We start from the raw sequence: 17072 nt of genomic DNA on the forward strand, positions 1-17072 counted from the left end.
ATCTTCTTTGTAGAGATAACCTAAAAAATGGTTTTTGTGTTTTTATAGACAGCTTTTATGCCAGGTGTTCTATTTTTTAAGGTAAGTAATGCCCCATTCTCATCCGATTGCTGCGACAAAAGGAGTTCCCTCCCCATCGTTTCAACATGCGGCAGTTCCGAATAACGGTAGCCTTGAGGATGTCCCCCAACAGATTGCTGTATACAATGACCGGAATTTCACGAATCATACGACAGAAGATGTGATTAGAATTGGGGCGCGTTTGCAGCGTCAGTTTCATAACATGACGGAAGAAACTCATATTCCGTTTACGACCTCTCCATCGCACCATTCCGGAAACTGGAAAACCGCTTTTCTTTATAATCTGGCCCAGGTGATTGCGCATCTGTTTCCTTCTGCCGTGCAACCGATTCGAGTGAATTCTACTCGGATTCCTCCGTCTTCCACAAATTCTACGAAGAGGTCAACGCCCCCTCCTGAGAGCCCGCGTACTGCAGTTTCTAAAGAGAAGGAACCATCTTCGTCTTCTATCCCGGAGGGTTTGCCTTCCGTTAAGAGAAGCTCTCCTCGTAAAAGAAATAAGCTGATCGTTACGCAGCCTGTAGATGTTCGTAACTATGTGCACGCAGCCAAATCCAACAAAGACGTTGCTTTGTCGCCTCCTCTTCTTGTTAGGAAGAAGCGTTCTGAGGAAGAAAAAAAAGAGAGCCCAAAGGAAGTTAAGAACGGAGAAAGCCCCGTTAGCACATATGACCTTACCTATAAAAATATAGAAAGCAAGCTTGGAATCTCTTCAGAGCAACGCACTTCTGTTCAAGAATTATTGAATAAGCTGAAAAGAGCTATTACCAAATACAACGCTCTAACTGAAAAGAACTCTAGTGAAGGACAAGAATTTTTAATCAAGCAAGCAAAAATAGTAGAAGAAATCCAAAAGAAACTCTTTCCTACGGACGCAACTAAGAAGGGCCAAGAACAGAAAACGGAAGAAAACAAACTGAATCCTTCTATAAAAAACGTCCTTGAAACCATCAAGGTAGAGTTTAAAGGACACCGAGTCGATGTTGAGAAGTTCATTCATGGGATATGGATTGCAGGCGCTCCTCCTGACGGGACAGAAGACTATATTAGGATCTTTGCGGACACTTATCCAGACTATACCTTCTATTTTTGGGTAGATGCGAAGGCGTATGGAGCAGCTAAATTTTCGAGCATTTTAAAGAAAACTGCTTTTGATGCAGCTATTCAAGAGTTGCGAGGTTCCACGGAAGAAGCCACAAAAACCTTTATCAAAGAGTACGACGATTTAAAGGAAAAGTATGAGCAAAAGCTAAAAACAGCAAAGCCGGAAGAGAAAAAGCTCTATCGTCAAGATTTACAAAAGCTTTTAGAGAAATATCAAACCATCAGTACAGAGGTTCGTCAGAGATTCGATATTCTATTTCTCAAGAATATGGTAATCACTCAAGACAACTTTTTTAACTACTGTTTGTTGAAAGGCCTAGACAATATTTCTGATGAGACTCGCGTAGAGTATTTAGAAAAAGAGCTGAAGCTTCCGAAAGAGGAGGTTGAGGAATACAAAAAACTGAAAGAGTCTAACAAAAACAAAATAGCTTCTATGGTGGAGCAATTAAACGCGAAGCTTGGAAGTGATCGAGTAAAAATCAGGGACATCAAAGAGCTTGAGTCCATGAAACATTCTCAAAATATTTACAACTATGAGACGGAGATGTTGCTTCGATGGAACTATGCCGCAGCAACAGATCAGATCCGTATGTACATGCTTGAAGAGATCGGCGGACTTTATACAGATTTAGATATGATGCCCGCCTATTCTCAAGAGGTATTGGAAGTTATTAAAAAGCATAGTAGTGGCAACCGTATGTTTGAGGATATGACCTCCAGGAGAGCCATTTCTGATGCTGTTTTAAAGCTTGCCGTTGGAAAGGCAACATCGGTCTCTATGACAGATGTTGAGAAAGATATTGATACTTCTCGTTTAACCGATGAGGATAAACAAAAATTAGGGGAGTTATTTAAAGCGTTAGCATCTTTTGCAAAAGATGGGGGTGAAGGGGCTTCTGGACAAGGAAAAGCTAAAAAGAAAAGCTTTTTTCAACCCATGGATATGAACATTGTAAGAAATACCTTACCTATTCTAAGACGTTATCATTATTACCCTGGATACGGCTGGGTTATTCGGGGTTTGAATGGGTTGATGGTTTCTCACAAGGGAAGTAAGGCGGTTGCTGATGTGATTAAAGGGCAGCAGGATGCATATCAAGAGCTTGCAGCCCTCAGGCAAGAGGTGCTTTCAGGAGAATTTTTCCGTTCTTTAGAGGATCTAACACACAGAAACCATAAAGATCTCATTGGCGGACATCTTGTTTCTGACTATTTGGCAAAGAGTCTCTTTTTTGATTACCGACAGGATTCGATTATTCCGACGGCTGTGAGTACTCTAGGCATTACAGGACCGGATCTCATAGCACACACGCTTGTAGAGCTTTTTAGAAGTTGGGGCCCTTTAGGCCGGGATTTTCTAAATCCTAAAGGTAAAAAACTTGGGGACGAGGCGTTTTTAGGTTCTTATAAAAAAGTCCCATTAGATCCTAAAGATCCCACAAAATATACTTTTGATTGGACGCACCCTCAATCTGTAGGAAGTAATGACGTAACTCCTGCCGATGAGAGTACCTGGTGTGGCGGTAAGAAACGATGTGTTGCCGAGCTTCTTTTTTCCGACGAATCTAAGTTAAGTACGGTTAAGCCAAAGGGAGTTACTCGTACAAAGGTAAATGTCGACACCTTCACGTCCTTATGGAAAGAAGAGAGCAAGAAAAAACTCCCCGGCGGGTTATTAGAAAGATTTAATGCGTTCATTTCCGAACAGACTGTTGATATTTTAAAACTCGCGGAATTAGATCAGCAGATTCATGCGGTTCTAGGATCTATTCGTGATGACGATACGGCTAGAGCCTCTTTATTCTCTTTGCAATTGCAGTTACTGCATTTGTTGCGCTCTACGCCATTCCCTGTTACAAACCATGTGCATTTCTTTCCTCAAATTCAAAGACAGCTGGAATCTGATTACACAAAAGCCATTAAGCTGTTTTTAAAAACCTCTTCTACGACTACGGTGGTTTTGTGGCATAGTTCTCAGCAAGATTTAAGTCTGTTATTTCAAGAGCTTTTGGCGATTTCAGAGAGAAGGGTTGCTATTTATAATCTGACACACCCCGAAGAAGCCGAGAAGGCGCGAAAGGATTTAGAAAAAAAAGAGCAGAAAAAGAAGGATAAACAAAAACAAGAAGAAAAGCCTTCTTCAGAAGGAGAACAGCAAGAAGAAGGTCCAAAGAAAGATTTTCAGAGAGATGCGGACCTTCTAGCAAAATATGAAAAATTGAAAGCACTGGACTCGCTGAGTTTGCTTTCACAGTCCGAGCAGCAAGAGTTCCTGGAAGTCTCTACGCAAATAGCAGAGAATAGCGAGCTTTTGTCTGCAATTGGTAAGTTAGAGTGGGAGATCTACTCGGGGTATGTATTTCGCAAGTTAGAAAGTAGAGTATCGCAATGGTTCTCTCTTCCAGAAGCGCAACGTCGCCGGCAAATACTCAATCTGCTGAAAGAAATGGAGGAGGGTGTCAAAACTTCTAATCAAGAGAAGCGGGAGCACAAAAAATGGCTTGAAACTCTGTATGATCAAGCACAAGAGAAATGGCTCAAAGAACCCGTTAAGAAGCTGCAAGATCTTGTTAAGCAGTTCGGAGACTCGCAAAGGGTGGTTTTGAAAGACGCTGATCAGCTTTTAGCAAAAAATGAGCTCTTTCAAGATATGATTAAAAAAGGATATCCCTTTGCAGATTTTTCAAATATTTTACGTTTTATGGTGGCTGATGAGGGAGCTTCTGGCATTTTTTCTTCAGAAGCGATTTTACCAGCTCCCTCTAAACAGCTGGTTGACCTGCTCAAGAAACATTTAGGAGATGATTTTTTAACGCTCCAGGATGCTCTTCCTGCGATTTACGATTGGATTTTAGAAGATCCGAATTCAGAGCAGGCAAAACAGGCTTTTGAGCAACTCCCAGAATCTGTGCGCAAGGAGCTTAAAGACAAAGCTCCAGAACATCTCTTGACGCCTCCCATAGACTCTTCTGTATCTGCGCTAGGCATGCGTTTTTCCATAGAATCAGGTTTAGAGTCTGATAAGGTCATGACTGCTTTAAGCGGGGGATTCTTTAATCCCTCCTCTTATGCTATGGCGCGCTACATGGAGGCTCTCTTTGAGTTGCAGCAAAAAATTTTGAATAGCGAGTTAAAAAACAAAGAAACCGTTAAGGAGGTATTGAATAAAAAGGGCGCTGGCGCTCTGTATAACGAGGAAAGAGCCGAGAGGTTGGTGCAGCTCTCGGGGATGGGATATCAGCTTTCTTTAACAGAGGTGCACAAAGGATTATCGCAACTTGCTTATTTAGGGCAGGCTCCTGCCCATCTTCTTAAGACCCCATTGCCAGGGATAGGGCCTCTTATGCTACGCGATCACGATTTCGGTGTTCCGTTGGCGACTTCCATGGCAGATCCTGTAGGGCTTCGTACCTATGATTTTTCCGGCGTAGGAGGAAGAAAGGACATTTTTTCCACCCCTCCAGAGGTTCCTTCTGTGCATACGATCATTGATCGAGCTAAATACGATGTTTTTTCTTGGTCAGAGTTTTATGAACGTTATTCAGGAATTTGGGGAGATTTAGCTTTTCGGATGGGAGCTGAGTCTTTGAAAATCCATCCTCAGACATTTATATATGAAGCTGAAGGACGTTGTATGGGGCTCGCATATCTATTCTTAGCGGCAGAAGATAGCGTAGCTTATCGAACATTACAAGAAAACCTATCTACTCTGTCAGCTTTATTTGTAGAGCGAGAAAAAGAAAAGCTCCCGCTATCTGTTGGCGACAATAAATTTTTAGATCGCGGGCTAGCATTGGTTGAATGGCTTCAGCACAGAGGAAATAGCGACTTACAAGTTGGAGGTATTTTATCTACTTTAGAGTGGGATATTCCAGCCTTAATTAAGTTGTTCGAAAATCCCGCTTCTTCTGGAGTGCTTGTGACTACTCCCTCCCACGTGGTCACTCTCCATTTTTTCGACGGCAAATTTCGAGTAACAGATCCTAATTTTGGACACGTAGATTTCCCTTCATTAGAAGCTGCTCTGTATTTTGTGGAATATATGGTGCAAATTTCTGCAGATGTGCGGGCTCAATATGGCATAAAGGAAGGAGTGCCAGTTTCCCAACAACTGAAAGTTTATGTTCCAGATAGTCCTGAAGCTCGTAATGCTTGGAACATGCCGACAGATGCAGGACTCGTAACGCAGCATCAGATGCCTACATTAGAAAGAATGATTCTTCGAGGAGACGTTTCCTTTGGAGGGATCCGCACGACATGGGCAATTTTATTTGGAATGGGACTGATCGTAAATGGTAAACGTATCGATGACAAAACTAAAGAAAGAGATCTCGATAAAGCTCAAATAAATGGAGACTTGTTGACGAGCTTTTTATCTAGACATGTGTTGGATGAGCAAGGAGTCTTGTTAGGAAGAACGTTAGTAGAGACCCTACCTTTTGTTGAAGGAACTCAAGTTGTTAGTCGTGAGGCTATTGTTGAAACTCCTAATGACATGGCCGCGTTACTCCAAGCTTCAAGGGAACGTCTGAGCCACATAAAAAACACTGTTAAAACACTTTTCACGGAATTAGGGAAGAAAATTCGTGATGCAGGATTAAAAGATTCTGATCATGTGACCGTCAAAACAGTCTCTATAGAAGAGTCGGGAGAAGTCTCTATTGCTTTAGAAAAGCGAGATAAGAAAACGGTTTCTTCTCATACCATTTCTGTTCGCATAGCAACTTTATGCGAATCGTTTCGATCCTTTGGAAGAAGCCTGAATGAGCTGGCTAGCACAGGAGTCATGGACCTAGAATTAGGGCTCTCTGTTCTTTCGTTAATACAATATGCTCGATTGGTAGATGCTGGAAAAGGGTCTTCTCCTGAAGCACTTTTTAACCTTTTCCTCGACGTAAAAGAATTGGCAGAGATGACCGTAGGTTCGGTCATTCAAGCTCTACAGAAAAAGTTTATTACTCAAGCAGGAATAGATGGCTTTCGAACAGAGACGCTTCTGGCTCAACAATTGCAAAAAGTAGGAAGCCGTGTAGGGGGAACGCTGGGTAAAGCCTTAGGAGCCGCAGCCCGCGTTTTAGAACTTCCTGTTTTGGAGACGGTTGCCGGAATTTGGGGATTAGTTTCTAGCGTAGAAGAATTTTTACATGCAGAGTCGCATAGTGATCGTGTCGCAGCCAAAGTCCAGATATCCTTTGATGTGATTACGTTAGGACTAACGATTTCTTCTGTTTTAGCTCCTTTAGCCATGTTAGCTGTTGGACCAATAGCCGCCATTGGAATGGGAGCCTCTTCTATAGCCAGGAATGTAGCCAGAACGGAAGAGCGGCATCAAGCTTGGTTAGAATACAAACGGTTTTTAGATAGCGCTGCTCAACATGTTGTTTTTGCTTCTCCCGAAAGTCATAGGCTAGATTTATCAGGGAACCGCGTATTAGGGAATCTAATTCTAGATTTGCGACAGAATCCCCCTCTTTTGAAAGGGGATGCTTCTTACAATTACGATAGGCTAATTGGTCACGTAGGAGACTGGTCGGATCGAAGAGTCCGAGATCGTTTGGGATACGGGTATCGTATTAGCCCTAATGGAGCATTGGCCAAAGGCCATGCGAATAGTCGATGGCCTAGAGAGATTCTGACAATTCCTAAGGGAATTTATGAAACGGTATTCTTGGGATATGGGATCAAGTACAAGGTTTACACAGAGATCGTTTACCTTTCTAACAAAATTGTGTGGCGTGATGCTGTAATGGATCCTACGTCTCGCTATTATACGCCACCTCTTGTAGAAGAAGGCAAAAGTTCCACTGTGATAGCGGGAAATTCGCCTTTAAATGTGATCATGTTGCGTCTTTTAGATGAAGACTCTCCCGCTAGGGTTAATCAATGTCTTGCCTATAAGGATTATAAGATTAACCTTGTCGGAGGCAAAGGCGGTCTAACCGTGCAAATAGGGGGTGGAGGGACCTATAACATAACTGGGGACCCTTCAGCTGAAAATATGATCTCTTTTCGAGCAATTCCTCCTCCTTTAGGCGTGCAATTCAATTTATCCAATCATGCTATGCAAAATGTTCCTTTGACGCGTCCCAATGGAACTAAGATCGAGTCCTTAAAAATCCTCCAAAAGGGATTTAATGTCATTACGGGATCAGCAGGAGGATATGATGTATTGGTTGGCGGTAAAGATACTCACTTCTACATAAGCCCTGGAGGAGGAAAGATTTATTCTGGGGCAGGAAAGAACTGGTATCATATTCCAGCTCTTAAAGGAAGATTAGATATTATTCTTACTGAGAATTCTACTGAGCACCGTCTATTGATGGAGGCGCATTCCTATGATTGGCAGTCTCTTGGCACCAATCTCTCGCTTATTCCTAGAGGAGGAGGCGATGATAACCCCATAGGAGTATTTGTTTCTAATTTTGATAATAGCACCTCTTTCGAGCGCTGGATCAATAAATTTGTTGTGAAACTTGCAGATGGGATTACCTTATTTGCTTTAAAAAAAGATTCCGATCAGAAAGAGGTTCTTACGACAAACACTACTACCGTGACCTTAGGGGTGCAGACGGTAGATCAACCCGTTTGGTTGAATAATTTCCCAGAAGAACCCTCTTATGTAGAGATTATCTTTGATTGGCTGAAAAAATTGCGTTGGTGGCTAGCTCCTGAGGTAACGGTTTTGCAGCAAGAGGGAACGGTAAACTTTTATAGTCGCAATAAAACCTTAATTTATCGTCCAAACCCCTTTGCCGAATTAGATCTTCATCCTCAAACAGGATACTCCACGCGCATAGATGGTTCTGTAGGGGATGCTTATATATTTTCAGAGTCTCCGAAGGCAAATCTCTCTACGATAGAACTAACGTTAGCGGAAGATATGGGCTTCCCACAAACCGTTGATTTGCGCTCACTTGTGCCGACTCTTGTAAGAGGTAGGATGACCAATCAAACCCTAAACGGATCCTCTATAGATTTAGAGATCTCTTCTCCTCGCTATAACCTTCCTTTACAAGTAAATTGGAATCCACACTTTTTACCTAAAGGTACACGATTTGATCTAATTCCTAATCATTCTCCTACATTAGGAGAGTGGTATTCTCGATTAAACACCAACGCGTCGATTTGGCATACCCTCTTCCATAACAGTATGTTAATTCCAGAAAGAATCGTCGGTATGCTGAGTTTGAATAATACCGTAACATTGATGCTACGAGAGTTAAGAAGAAATACAGAACATGTTTTAGGAGTCGAAAATAGAGGAAGCATCCCTCTTAAAGTGGATGGTCAAATGTATGCCGGACATATCAAAGGAGCTATGGAGAAGCGTCATTGGTATATGTTCCCCCATCTTTTATCGAAATTCGATATTACCGTTCCCGCAAGGTCTATTAAGTATTTTGCCTTTAAGGGAAGTTTAGCGACAAATGAGACTATTCTATTTCGCAGCTATTTAGAACCAGCAATTTTAGAAGTAAAAAATAACACGCCAATCGATTCTCATATCTGGTCTCAATATGACGAGATTCGTGTGCGTACAGCGGTTCTAACATTAGAAGGATTCCAGGTGTATAATGTCACAGCTGCAACAGATGGCTTGAATCGTCAACTGATGTATGCGCAAAACCTCGCAGATATTCGAGGAAGAGATCTTGCTTTGAAGTTTTTCTTTATTCGTCCAGGAAGTGGGATTGGAGCTATTCGATTAGTATTCAAAGATCTCTTTGTAGAAAGCTTTGGGAAGATTTCAGAACATACTTTGCAAAAAGAGGCCAAACCTTTACTTGTCACAGATTCGCACAGGCTTATTCATCCTTCTTATCAAAATTGCTTAAAATTCATCTTAGGAAACACAGAGTACGATTTAACGCGTTATATTCAAGAAATTGGGGACTCTTCTCACATTATTAGTATGACTCGTGATCCACAAACGCATGAATTACGAGAGCCTGCACATCTACCAAGAAATCCGATTGTTTTGACTTACACGATCGATCCAAAAGAAGATAAAGTTCGAGAGGAGAAACTTCGATTCTTAGATAAAGCGATGAAAGAGTATCGGTTGCCGTTCCCAACAACAGCGGAGAGTTATTACTACATAGATCCTGTAAGTGGGGATTTATATATTACCCGAGTCTCTATAGTCAGACCTACAGAAAAAGCCTTTTTACTCAGACTTCCTAAGTTTAGATCTAGATGGTTAGAGTTTCAGAATATTTTTATTTCTGGAGCGCATGTGGCTTCTCGTGAATCTAAGATTTTAGAATCTTCTGGGACGGGGGTTATGTTTGTTGGACCTGAGATTCGGAATATTGAAATGGACCTGTTGAGAATGGTAGCAGGTCGTTCTTTACCAGAAAGAGTTTCCTCTCGATCCGGCCTGGTATTTCCAACGAATGACCAAGTAGTTTTATACAATCCCGCTCTTGCTACCAAATTTTATAGTTACGCAGACTTCATGCTTTGGAATCTTAAGGATCGAGCTCAAGGGGAATCGAAAAGAGCAAAAGCTTATGATAGTTACCTGCTGGAAGCCTGTATGTCTTTAGATAAAGATAAACCGGTCTGGAAAATTCCTCCAGAATTCTTACAGTTTGCTTTCGCTTATTATCGTGCATGGGTAGGGCTTTGGGTGAAACAGCTATTACGAAGGGGCACGTTGATCCAGCTACCCGCTGGTGGTATTCAAGTATCGTTAATTACGACACAAAACGAATATTTCGCTCCTCAAAGAAATAGAGGCTTCCAAGTCTTCTATAGCATTTACGGGTTACAAGGAAAAGTTGTTCCGCAGCAATCTCCGGGATATATGCTTTGTGATCTCAAAGAAGACGTCGTTTTAACGGTTAAAGCTGTGGATGAGAGCGATTATGATAAGAAACGAATCTATGTTGTTTTAGATTTGGCAACTGAAGAAGAACGTAAATTGCGTGCGGATAAGAATGTCATTGTCATTCCAGGAGGAGAGAATGCGAAGAAAAGACGTTAAAGTCCTCGAGAAATACGAGTGTTGTTCCGATACAACACCTCGCAATGCGAAAAAATAACCTTGGGGATTTAGCTCTAAAAAAGAAGAAAAAAACTTAACAATTATTCGAAGTCTCTATAGGATCTCCGAACATTTTTTTTGTAGGAGGTCATTAATGTTTATTTCTTTTGATAAATCCCATCTGGAAGAGTGTTATAAACCTGATACTCTAGAACAAATTGGAAACTTTTTGAGATTCCCTGTGAACAGGGGAATAGGTTCTCGAATAAAAATAACGCCTTTAAAGACAGGGCATTTTTTTTTCTCTGAAAAAATCATTTCCTTGTGTAAGCGTATTGCCTGTATCGCTCTTTGTATTTTACTTGCACCTTTTTGTTTATTGGCTACTTTCATAGGAAGCATTGCCTATACACTTTCTAATTCTTATCAAGGGACTCGAGCCCTTTTCCTTCGACATCAAAAGATGTGTGTCGAAGTGGAAAATGCGATGAAAGGAAACACAAAAGAGATTACGCAACTCCAACGTAATTTCCGAAAAGTTTTAGAGAAAAAGCGTATCGCTGACGCGGAAAAACAACAAATTTTTCAAGGCAAAGAAAAGCCTCTCGTAACGGTTCAAAAAATTGCCGGGGAGCGTTTTATTAATGAAGCTAAGTTAAAAACAGCCCAAAAACTTTGTGACGATATAGAGAAAAGATTATTTACGACAACCGATGATATAGAGAGAACGTTTAAAAATGGAACTATCGTCTATACCTCAAAACGATGTCCCGGGATAGAAATTCGAGAGATAGGAAACAAAGGGCCAGAGATCCTTCGTAACCAAGAAGAGATACGGAAGATTATCACACAACAAAAATTACAACATTTGACACTCCCTCCGTTGTCTATCTATAAGCAATTTGCTATTCAAGAGGTTGGAGGCTATCACAAAGGATTAGATTCTCTGATTTTTTATCAAAAAGATCCTCAAAAATTCGATGCAGCAATTATAGATCTTCTGAAACTGTTTAGCATAGGATATATTCCCAAGCTATTTGAAACTCCTAAAAATTTATTAGAAGATCTTTGCTACAACAAATTGTTATTACAAAAAGCTTCTTCAACAGAGAAGGTGCATACTTATAAGAGAAAGAGCTCTGATGACACAAGGTGTCTAGCAATAGTAGATTTCGATTCTTTTGTTGCGCGACCTTTGCCTGATTTAGTGGAAAAAATGGTTGCCCTTTTTCCATTACATAAGGAATTGATCTATCAAAATGCAGCCTTATTAGGTTTGTCTCCAAAGAGAATATCCGAGGGGACTCCTGAGTCTGTGGTGAAAAAGATGAGACATCTATTCCCTCAATATAGAGAGGTTATAGATCAAGAGAAACCTTTGCTGCAGAAACTGTTTAAGGACCCAAGAAGTTTGGATGAAATAGCAGCTCGCGGTAAGGCTTTTATCAAGCGTATACTGGGAGATTTATCTTATTTTGAAGAAGATGCTCTACAGAACATGCACCCTGCTCCAAAATCTAATGATATGAAAAGGGACTATCGAAGTCATTTCACCAGAAGCAGCATGTTCTTTTTAGCTGATAGAATAACTGAATTGAACGCAGATCCTTCTTTATTAAAGATTTCCGGGCAACAATTTCTTAATCAAAAAAACTTTGTAGAAAAGAATCAAGCAAGCGCTTGGAAATTGTATTGGACTAGTGAGAACTTTTGTTGGAGAGATTCTTTTATTGGAGGGAAAATACTAGAGAGCCTAGCGGATCCTGTAAACATATTTCTATCGCAACATTGGGAGGAAACACGTCGAGCCTTGCCTTATCTAGAGCCATACAAAACCCTGGGAGATCTCATACTTATGCGTTCCCCAATCGTAAAAAAAGATCTTTTACAACAGTCTGCTATAGAAAAGACGGCTGCATCTTCAATATTTATATTTAAACAACCGAAAGACTGTGCTTTATCGTATAATGAATTTCGTAAAAAATGCGCTCAAAATTTAGTAGAAGATCTTTTTGATGGGCTCATGGAATTGTGGGTGCGCATGAAAGTCATCAGAGGATATGATTCTATGAAAGATTTCCATAATGGCGAATACTGTCGCATATTTTATTAGGCGACAAGCTTCAAGGCTGCATTTAACAAAGGTCTCTTAGAGGCCTTTGTTAATTTCTACTCTTAGAAAGGCTTGATTAGACCCAAAGAGAGTCTCTCGCCATAGTCATGGTGTTATCGAAAATTGATAGCTCTGTCAAAATTTAAATTAAAGAACTTACGAAAAGTTTATGCTTAGTCCTCAGTGTAGGCGAGGAGAAGAAAAGAACGCTCGATTATTTTAGTAGCAGATATTTCACAAATGTTGTAATGTTGTAGCATTACAAGAATGGTGGGCATATGAAACAATCAGAGACAACCGGGTGGCAAGCTTTTCTAAAATTATGCTCTAAAATGCATACAGAAAAGTTTTTGCAAGAGTTTTTTTCTCTATTTCTTTCTTTTGGAGAAAGAGAGGATATCGCTTCTCGTTATCACATTATTCGCGCTCTTTTAGAGGGGGAGCTTACGCAAAGAGAAATCTCTGAAAAATTCGGAGTGAGTATCGCACAAATTACTAGAGGATCTAACGCTCTTAAAAATTTAGACCCTCATTTTAAAAACTTTTTACAAAAGAAAATTCTTTTATAAGTGCTTGCTAATGCATAAAGATCTGTTTAGTTTCTTTGGCACATTGCTTTCCCATCATCAAAATTCTAAAGAAAGCTGTTCTTTTCTGCTTTGCGAAGAGTGGCGATTCCTATTTGTTTTCTAGGCTTTTCAGCTAAAAGCACGCGTTCGCGTGGGTGTATTTTAATTATTTTCACAGACTTTTTATTCATGGAGAGAAAGATGTCTCAGCATCAATATCCTTTTGGAGGAGCATTCCTTCCTGAAGAACTACTAGCTCCTATACAGGCGCTAAAAATCGAGTGGGAACAGATGAAAACCCAACAGAGTTTTCTAGCAGAACTCAGCTCTATTCTAAAAAACTATGCGGGGAGAGCTACTCCTTTAACCGAAGTTAAAAATTTCGCTCGTGCAATTCACGGACCGCGAGTCTTTCTTAAGAGAGAAGATCTTCTACATACGGGGGCCCATAAAATTAATAACGCTCTTGGCCAGTGTTTACTTGCTAAGTACCTAGGGAAAAATCGGGTAGTTGCTGAAACTGGCGCAGGACAACATGGAGTGGCAACAGCTACTGCCTGCGCATATCTTGGACTAGATTGTGCAGTGTATATGGGAGCAAAAGATGTAGAGAGACAAAAACCCAATGTAGAAAAAATGCGTTTTTTGGGAGCGGAAGTAGTCTCTGTGGCACAGGGGTCCTGTGGACTGAAAGATGCTGTTAACCAAGCTTTACAAGATTGGGCAAAAACTCATGCCTCTACACATTACTGTTTAGGTTCAGCCTTAGGACCGGAGCCATATCCAGATATTGTTAGGTTCTTTCAATCGGTCATAAGTGCTGAGGTAAAAGAACAAATTCATGCGGCTACAGGACGAGATCCAGATATCCTTATTGCATGTATTGGAGGAGGCTCCAACGCTATTGGATTTTTTCATCATTTTATCCCTAATCCTAAAGTTCAGTTGATTGGAGTAGAGGGGGGAGGTCTTGGAATTGTTTCAGGGAAACACGCCGCTCGTTTTGCAACAGGACGCCCTGGCATATTTCACGGGTTTTACTCCTATCTTCTTCAAGATTCTGAGGGACAAGTTTTGCAGACACATTCTATCTCTGCTGGTTTAGATTATCCCTCAGTCGGGCCTGATCATGCGGCGATGCATGAATCCGGAAGAGCTTTTTATACCTCGGCCACAGACGAAGAAGCTCTGCAGGCTTTCTTTTTGCTTACTCGCAATGAGGGGATTATTCCTGCTCTTGAATCCTCCCATGCTTTAGCGCATTTGGTTTCAATTGCGCCTTCTTTACCCAAAGACCACATTGTCATCGTTAATTTATCTGGAAGAGGAGATAAGGATCTTCCTCAAATTATCAAAAGGAACGGAGGAATGTATGAGTAAACTCTCCCAAATTTTTCAACAGACTAAACCATTTATTGGCTATCTAACTGCTGGAGACGGAGGAATAGACTACACTCTTGATTGCGCACAAGCGTTAATTCAAGGGGGAGTTCATATTTTAGAGATAGGTTTCCCTTTTTCTGATCCAGTAGCCGATAATCCTGAAGTTCAACTATCACATGATCGCGCCTTAGCTCAAAATCTTACATCCACAACTCTTTTAAAAATAATTGAGGGGATTAGAGATTTGAATAGGGAAATCCCACTACTGTTATATAGCTATTATAACCCTCTTTTACAAAGAGGGTTAGATTACTTATATAAACTAAAAGACGCGGGGATAGATGGTGTCTGCGTTATAGATCTTCCTGTTCCACAAACTCTTTCTGAAAAAGATCCTTTTTTCGAAAATCTTTTAGACGTGGGGTTGGATCCCATTTTACTCATTACCGCTAAAACCTCTCAAGAACGGCGTCTTTTAACACAAAGATATGCGCGAGGATTTCTGTATTACTCTCCACATGAAGCTTCGAAAGAAGACTTTGTGGAACAGTTTAAAAAAGTGCGAGAACATTTTAATGTTCCGGTTGTAGTCAGAAAAGATATCTTTGACAGAGAAGAAGCTCGGCGCGTGTTAGATTATTCGGACGGATTTATTGTAAAAACAGCTTTTGTTAGGCAAATAACAAACGACTCTTCTATGGAAGGGCTAGTTTCGTTGGCACGGTCTATAGATCCTAGCTAAGAGAAGATGGAGAATTAAGTTTGGCGTGTTTACAACGCGCCAAGCCTATTCAACATAATAAATATTATCAGACCTTTCTTATTTTTCTGCCAAAGCCCCCGACTAACCGCCCAACCGACCAACCGACTAACTGATTTAGCCGCTCGATTCTCCATCCTCAAATAGAGACTGGGTTATAAATCGTTTAATTTAAAAGCTCTGGAACTTATAATCCCGGCATTCCGAATCAAAAAAATTTGAATTTTGCGTTTCCTAAATTAAAGAACCACAGAACAACAACGATGCCTTTCCCTATCCCTCCAAATAACAATAACCACATCCCAGGAGGATCCGGCAATTCAGACAATACGAACAGCCGCTCTACAAGTAGACGTGGATCCTCTAGCCGCGGACCCTCTTTTGATGCCCCACGAGCTATAACACAAGTCGCGCAATCACAGGGCTCCTTGGGTGGTACCCCCTCTGCTCCTCTTAGCTCCAGATTATCCGTGACGCCCCCGAGTGGCCCGCCGCCCTCGTATGAAGACGCTTGTAATAGCGTCCCGCCGCCCTCGTATCAAGATGTTTGTAATGCCCCTCCGCCGCCCCCGTATGAAGAAGCTTGTCTCATGGATCCCCCACCTCCTTATTCCGAGCGTGCTGATCGTCTCCCCAGAGGACCCCGTTCTGGTTCTAGAGGAGGCTCATCTTCTTCTCCTTCGGCAGGATCAAGAGGAAGCTCTGGTGCCCCAGCAACGTTGCAGACTATTTACGAAGAGCAAGGCGCAAGACCCAGGGTACCCAGGGGACAAGGAGAAGGACGCGGCGGTTCATCAGGAAGAACACAACAAGCAGCACAGCGAGTTCTCCCAAGACCGGAACCAAGACCGGAACCATCAACGCTTTCCATTCCTTACCATAGAGCGTTGCAAAGCGTCCGAAGCGCTAATCCGCGCCGCCAACCTTCTGGTCCTGTGGGTCCTTCAGAATTTCATATAGTTTCTTCTGCTTTGGGACACCATTCTTCTCGGCAAGAAATTTTACGTACAGCTGGTGGAGCCTCTTCTAATTTGTTCCTGCGCTCAAACGCGTTCAATTGGAATGATTTGATAGAGCTTGTGATTGGAAAATCTCAGCACGGAGTGAGGGTGTGTGGTCGCTATAATCCGGAAGCTGGATCTCCTCCCCCGCTTCCAACAATCCCTTTGCTAGACATTAGCCCTTATTATCAAGACCCTCGTACACCCGTTAGAGAGCATTACCAACATCTCCTTGTGCGAGATGGACAAACCTCTCTTATCTTTTGTAGCGATTTCTCCAACAACCCGCCAGAAGGGTTGGATTTGATGTTAAAAATCAATAGCTCCAGCCTCGCCAATCTTTTAGAGGCTCGCTTACCAGGAACTATAGACATTCATGGAGAAAATATTCGCTACATTCCGTTAAGTCCTAACAGTCAAGAAGGGACACGAGCCGTTGTCCAGGCTATCGGTCTCGCAAAATCCTCCATTTACATTTACAACACAAACATAAATGATCCAGAGGTTCTGCATGCATTGAAACAAGCCGCACGACGCAACGTTGAGATTATCATCATCCTTGGGCCTTCTGAAGACCTGCAAGTCTTGTACAATCATGCCGCTTTGACATCTACAAACTTTGTGACGTGCCTATCCACTCAACCTATAAACACCAATTTTGCTTTGATTGATAATGAGGTATTAGTAACAGGATCTGCTCCTTGGACCATGCAAGGGCTAGAGTCTAGCTATTCGGATTTACTTGTAATCTCCCCTCTATCTCCCCCGAATCGTATCTGCATACAAAATTTCTGGAGCCTACTGAGCAGCTCTGTAGACATATTAGATCGAGCAACCATACAAACAAGAATAGACATGGCCTTGTCTGGTTTGCCACAAAGTAATCCTCAAGAACCAACAGGAGCTATTGGCGGAAACGAATCCCCCCAGATTTCCTTAGAGTCTTACTTAGAGTTCTGTACACAAAATGGCCTGGACCCAGACCTATATCAAAGCGAAATCGATCTGGAAGAAGAGATCGCGAGGCTATCTTTAGATGACTCCTGAGAAAAGGAGAAAAGGAAAAAAA

Annotated in this window: 6 protein-coding genes; all 6 read left to right on the top strand. The window is 41.6% G+C overall.

Annotation, left to right across the window (positions count from 1 at the left end):
• The first annotated feature begins 88 nt into the window (after window positions 1–88).
• The 6 genes from B6E89_RS00900 (at window position 89) to B6E89_RS00935 (ending at window position 17050) form a co-directional block, all read left to right on the top strand.
• Window positions 89–10177 (top strand): LifA/Efa1-related large cytotoxin, encoded by a 10089-nt coding sequence (locus B6E89_RS00900; RefSeq protein WP_080132896.1) that lies wholly within the window; start codon window positions 89–91, stop codon window positions 10175–10177.
• 154 nt (window positions 10178–10331) lie between these two features.
• The gene (locus tag B6E89_RS05000; protein WP_231909329.1) at window positions 10332–12290 is read left to right on the top strand and encodes a hypothetical protein; all 1959 of its coding nucleotides are present in this window, start codon (window positions 10332–10334) and stop codon (window positions 12288–12290) included.
• A 278-nt stretch (window positions 12291–12568) separates the two neighbouring features.
• Entirely contained in the window at window positions 12569–12859 is a 291-nt protein-coding gene (gene trpR / locus B6E89_RS00920) for a trp operon repressor (RefSeq protein ID WP_080121224.1), read from the top strand.
• A gap of 201 nt (window positions 12860–13060) precedes the next feature.
• Complete coding sequence (trpB, locus tag B6E89_RS00925; protein ID WP_080132775.1) at window positions 13061–14239, top strand: tryptophan synthase subunit beta; 1179 nt, start codon at window positions 13061–13063, stop codon at window positions 14237–14239.
• Complete coding sequence (gene trpA / locus B6E89_RS00930; protein ID WP_080128933.1) at window positions 14232–14984, top strand: tryptophan synthase subunit alpha; 753 nt, start codon at window positions 14232–14234, stop codon at window positions 14982–14984. Before trpB ends, trpA begins: the two co-directional genes overlap by 8 nt.
• Window positions 14985–15265: 281 nt before the next feature.
• Entirely contained in the window at window positions 15266–17050 is a 1785-nt protein-coding gene (locus B6E89_RS00935) for a phospholipase D-like domain-containing protein (protein WP_080132897.1), read from the top strand.
• Window positions 17051–17072 lie beyond the last annotated feature (22 nt).

Source organism: Chlamydia suis (genome assembly GCF_900169085.1).
Lineage (GTDB): Bacteria > Chlamydiota > Chlamydiia > Chlamydiales > Chlamydiaceae > Chlamydia > Chlamydia suis.